Annotated in this window: 6 protein-coding genes; 3 read left to right on the plus strand and 3 right to left on the minus strand. The window is 26.1% G+C overall.

Annotated elements, in window-relative coordinates:
- The first annotated feature begins 154 nt into the window (after positions 1-154).
- Positions 155-565 carry a bacteriohemerythrin gene (locus AB2369_RS12065; protein WP_367666725.1) on the plus strand — a complete coding sequence of 137 codons (411 nt, stop codon included), beginning with the start codon at positions 155-157 and terminating at the stop codon, positions 563-565.
- Positions 566-660: 95 nt separating this feature from the next.
- On the opposite strand, the gene AB2369_RS12070 is transcribed toward AB2369_RS12065, so the two are convergent.
- The gene (locus AB2369_RS12070; RefSeq protein ID WP_367666726.1) at positions 661-837 is read right to left on the minus strand and encodes a hypothetical protein; all 177 of its coding nucleotides are present in this window, start codon (positions 835-837) and stop codon (positions 661-663) included.
- A 287-nt stretch (positions 838-1,124) separates the two neighbouring features.
- Between AB2369_RS12070 and AB2369_RS12075 the strand changes: the two genes are divergently transcribed.
- Positions 1,125-1,271: a hypothetical protein gene (locus AB2369_RS12075; RefSeq protein ID WP_367666727.1), complete on the plus strand. Its 147-nt coding sequence runs from the start codon at positions 1,125-1,127 to the stop codon at positions 1,269-1,271.
- A 135-nt stretch (positions 1,272-1,406) separates the two neighbouring features.
- On the opposite strand, the gene AB2369_RS12080 is transcribed toward AB2369_RS12075, so the two are convergent.
- Entirely contained in the window at positions 1,407-1,688 is a 282-nt protein-coding gene (locus tag AB2369_RS12080; RefSeq protein WP_367666728.1) for a hypothetical protein, read from the minus strand.
- Positions 1,689-2,149: 461 nt separating this feature from the next.
- Here AB2369_RS12080 and deoD point away from each other — a divergent pair, with 461 nt between their 5' ends.
- Positions 2,150-2,848, plus strand: a complete 699-nt coding sequence (deoD, locus tag AB2369_RS12085) for a purine-nucleoside phosphorylase (protein WP_367666729.1) — start codon at positions 2,150-2,152, stop codon at positions 2,846-2,848.
- A gap of 202 nt (positions 2,849-3,050) precedes the next feature.
- On the opposite strand, the gene AB2369_RS12090 is transcribed toward deoD, so the two are convergent.
- On the minus strand, positions 3,051-4,098 hold a 1,048-nt coding region (locus AB2369_RS12090; protein ID WP_367666730.1), incomplete at its 5' end, for a murein hydrolase activator EnvC.

Below are 4,098 nucleotides of genomic sequence, written 5' to 3' on the forward strand. Positions count from 1 at the left end.
CAATTAATCAATACATATTATAACTCATAAAAATATATTTAGTAATGGTTTTAATAAAAATTATATATTTTGACAAAAAAAAGTTTATACTTTATATTTATAGTTGATAACTTATTAACATAATTCTTTTAAAACACTTATTGAGGAGGATACTATGTTTAATTGGAAAGAAGAATATAGTGTAGGGGTTAAGTCTATAGATGAACAGCATAAGGAATTATTTAATCTTGGGAATATGATTTATACTGAAATTAAATCTAATAATAAATATAAAATGGATAATATTAAATTAATAATAAAAAAACTCCATGAATATACCATATATCATTTTGAATATGAAGAAAGCCTCATGGAAAAATATAATTATTATGATTATTTTAATCATCAAAACAATCATAAAGATTTCATAGAGAGTTTATATAATATGGAAGAGCTGGAGATGCTTATTCATCAAGATAAAGCTCTAGTAGATATGTTAAACTTTATATTAGAATGGATAACTAAACATATATTAAAGGAAGATATGAAATATAAAGAGCTCTTCTTAAATAAAATAATAAATTAAATTTGTCTAAAAACTTAAGGCTTTATAAAAATACAAGTCTATTTCAAAAAATAAGGGATATCTTAAAATAGATATCCCTTATTTTTTATATATAATTATCTCTTTTTTCCACAACCACAAGATCCACCGCAGCAGCCACTCTTAGCACTTTTATCGCTTTTACCTCTTTTGCATGCACAGGAAGATTTCTTTTTAAAATCCATAAGAACATTATCTGTATACTCTTCTCCACCGTGTTCTTGAGATTCTTTTAGTAAAGATTCTTTATCCATAATTACCTCCATATTGATATTCATTTTCATATAATAAATATTATCATTTTATTTCACTTTTGTCACCTATAGTTTTATTATTTTTTCTTAAATCTATATTTACAGTATGAAATATATTGATTCTAATGTGTTATAAAAGAAATGTAATTTTTATATATTCTCCAATAAATCTAGGTATTTCCCCTTAATTTTCCTCATATTTTTTTATTTTATTACAATCTTATTTTTATTAAAAGGATAACCCTCTACTTTGTTTAATATTAATACTTGTTTAGGAGGGATATTATATGAACCATGAAAGACTTTTTACTTTTATATATGTATTAAATATTATTATGTTATCCATAAATCTTTATTTATCCTATAAATATGATAGTAATGAAGAAGAAGAGAAGGATGATGCTTCTAGTAGTGAGGATTCTTCGTTGAAATAATATCTTTATCATAAATATATATTATATACTTATAAAATCTTTATATAAACTAATATTTTCACTTACACATAATAGTTATCTTTTAATTAAATAGACTCAGAATAGATTAAATATTTACTCTGAGTCTTAATTCCTTTAATCCCAATTATTCATTTTATTTATATACTCTATGGTAGGTTGCTTAATTATATTTATTTGACTTTCTAAGTAAGAAATCTTTACATATATTTCTTGAAGCTTTTTTCCTTCTTCCTTTGTTATGCTCTCTTCAAGTAATGAATCTCTTTCTAATATATATGTAGACATATTTCTCTTTACTTCCTCTATGTCTCCCCTTATCTCCTTTTCTTTTTCTACTCTTAGAGATTTATCTTCGTAAATTATTGAGCTATGGGAAAGCTCTTCTTGTAACTTCATAAGTATAGTATAATATTCACTTATATCATTAAGAACCTTACTTAATCTATTCCACTTTGAAAAAGGAATCTTTCTTAAAATATTAACCTTCTCTTCTTCAAGACTTTCTATAGATTTATTTATTCTATCTATTTCTTTACTAGCTACCTCTTTTCTATTAAACTTATTTATACCCCCATGATTTTTATATGAAAATTTTATCTATATGATTTCTATAATATACATATTATCCCATGTCATATATATTTTCGGTAGTTTATTTATATTCAAGCTTTCTGTAAAAGTAATTTGCATACTATTTTTCATGAATAAGTTCTATTAAAACATATATAAACTATCTATATAACTAAAGTAATTTTACCACAATATAATTTTCTAAAAAACCCTAATATGGTAAAATTATATTATATTCTTAAAATTCTATCTTTTTTATCATACTACAAATGAAAGGATGATGTTATATGAGTATTCACATTAATGCAAAGGAAGGATCTATTGCAGAAACTATATTATTACCTGGAGATCCTTTAAGAGCGAAATACATAGCAGATAACTTTCTAGAAAATCCTATATGCTACAATGAAATAAGAGGTATGTATGGATTTACTGGTTTCTATAAAGGAAAAAAGGTATCTGTTCAAGGAACTGGAATGGGAATTCCCTCAATTAGTATATATGTAAATGAACTTATAAACTCCTATGAAGTTAAAAATCTTATAAGAATAGGTACAGCGGGATCTCTAAACAGTGAAATAAAAGTTCGTGATCTAGTTATAGCCATGAGTGCTTGTCATGATTCTAATATTAATTCTAATGTATTTCCTAACATGACTTATGCACCTACCGCTGATTTCTCCTTATTAAATAAAGCTTACAACTTATCTATTAAAAATGGATTAAATCCAAAGGTTGGTACTGTATTAACCACAGATACCTTTTATAATAATGATATAACCCATTGGAAAAAATGGGCCAATTATGGATGCTTAGCTATAGAAATGGAGACTGCTGCCCTTTATACCTTAGCAGCTAAATATAAGAGACGCGCTTTAACCCTTTTAACTATCAGTGATAGCCTTATAACTTCTGAAGAAACTACAGCTCTTGAAAGACAAAATACCTTTACAGATATGATGAATATAGCATTAAACCTTGTTTAGTTATTTAAAATATATAACCTTAATAGAATAATCATATATTTAACTACTTTTTATTAGTGAAGATAATATCTTAGATTAAATTCAATTTTAAAGTATAAAGTAATTGATTATAATAAACAAAAGACTTTATTACTACCTTTAACTAAGGTTTTAATAAAGTCTTTTTCACATTAATACTAAAATTCTATAATTATTATACTTCTTATCCTAAATAACTCATTGGATTTACTCTTGATCCATTTACTAAAAACTCTAAATGTAAATGCGGTCCTGTACTCATTCCTGTAGATCCTACCTTAGCTATAACTTGTCCTTGTTTAACCTTATCTCCTGTAGAGACATTTAATGAACTTGAATGAGCGTATAAAGTTTGTATTCCATTACCATGATCAACTATAACCATTTTTCCATAGCCTGAATTAAGACCTGCAAAGATAACTTGTCCATCTTTCACTGCTTTTATAGGTGCCCCCATAGGCGCTCCAAAGTCTGTTCCAGTATGAAGCTTTTTCTCTCCTGTAACAGGATGAACTCTATATCCAAACTGAGAAGTAATAGGTGCACTTACAGGATAAATCCATCCTCCTGAACTTGGGTTTGTAGTTTGTCCATTATCTCCATTACCCTTTGACCCATTGGCAGAAATAATAGAATCTATCTCTCTTTGAATATCTTCATTTATATCCTCTAGATCAGCTGTTTCTTTTTGAACTTTCTTTTGTTCCGCACTTAAAGAAGAAGCTTTAGCTAGTTTTTGATTCTCCATTGCTTCTAATTCTTTCTTACTTTGTTCTAATGCTTTCTTTTCCTCAGCTAATTTATTCTTAGCACCATCTAATTGACCTTTTTTATCTTCAAGGTTCTTTCTATCATCCATAAGCTTTTCTTCTTTTTCTTTAAGTTCATCCTGTATAGCTTTTATTTCCTCAATAAGATCCTTATCATAAGTTACCATTCTTTTTATATTTTCAAGTCTACTTATAAAATCAGAAAAACTATTGCTTTCAAAAATAACAAAAAACAACTCACTATATGTATTATTTTTATATATAGCTCTTAATCTTTCATCAAGAAGCTCTTCTTTTTCTTTAAATTCTATTTCCTTTTCTTTTATACCTTCTTCTAAAATTTTCGTTTCATTTTGAAGATCTGTAATACTACTTTCTAAATCATTTATCTTTTTCTCTACATCACTTAGCTCTTTATCTTTATTATTTATAACATTTATCTTTTCCGCAATATCCGTTGTA

Source organism: Clostridium sp. (assembly GCF_040797585.1).
GTDB lineage: Bacteria > Bacillota > Clostridia > Clostridiales > Clostridiaceae > Clostridium_Z.

Excerpts from the sequence above, each read along its gene's own strand:
- AB2369_RS12065 (WP_367666725.1), top strand. The coding sequence starts at position 155 with ATGTTTAATTGGAAAGAAGAATATAGTGTAGGGGTTAAGTCTATAGAT.
- deoD (WP_367666729.1), top strand. The coding sequence starts at position 2,150 with ATGAGTATTCACATTAATGCAAAGGAAGGATCTATTGCAGAAACTATA.
- AB2369_RS12070 (WP_367666726.1), bottom strand. The coding sequence starts at position 837 with ATGGATAAAGAATCTTTACTAAAAGAATCTCAAGAACACGGTGGAGAA.
- AB2369_RS12080 (WP_367666728.1), bottom strand. The coding sequence starts at position 1,688 with ATGAAGTTACAAGAAGAGCTTTCCCATAGCTCAATAATTTACGAAGAT.
- AB2369_RS12075 (WP_367666727.1), top strand. The coding sequence starts at position 1,125 with ATGAACCATGAAAGACTTTTTACTTTTATATATGTATTAAATATTATT.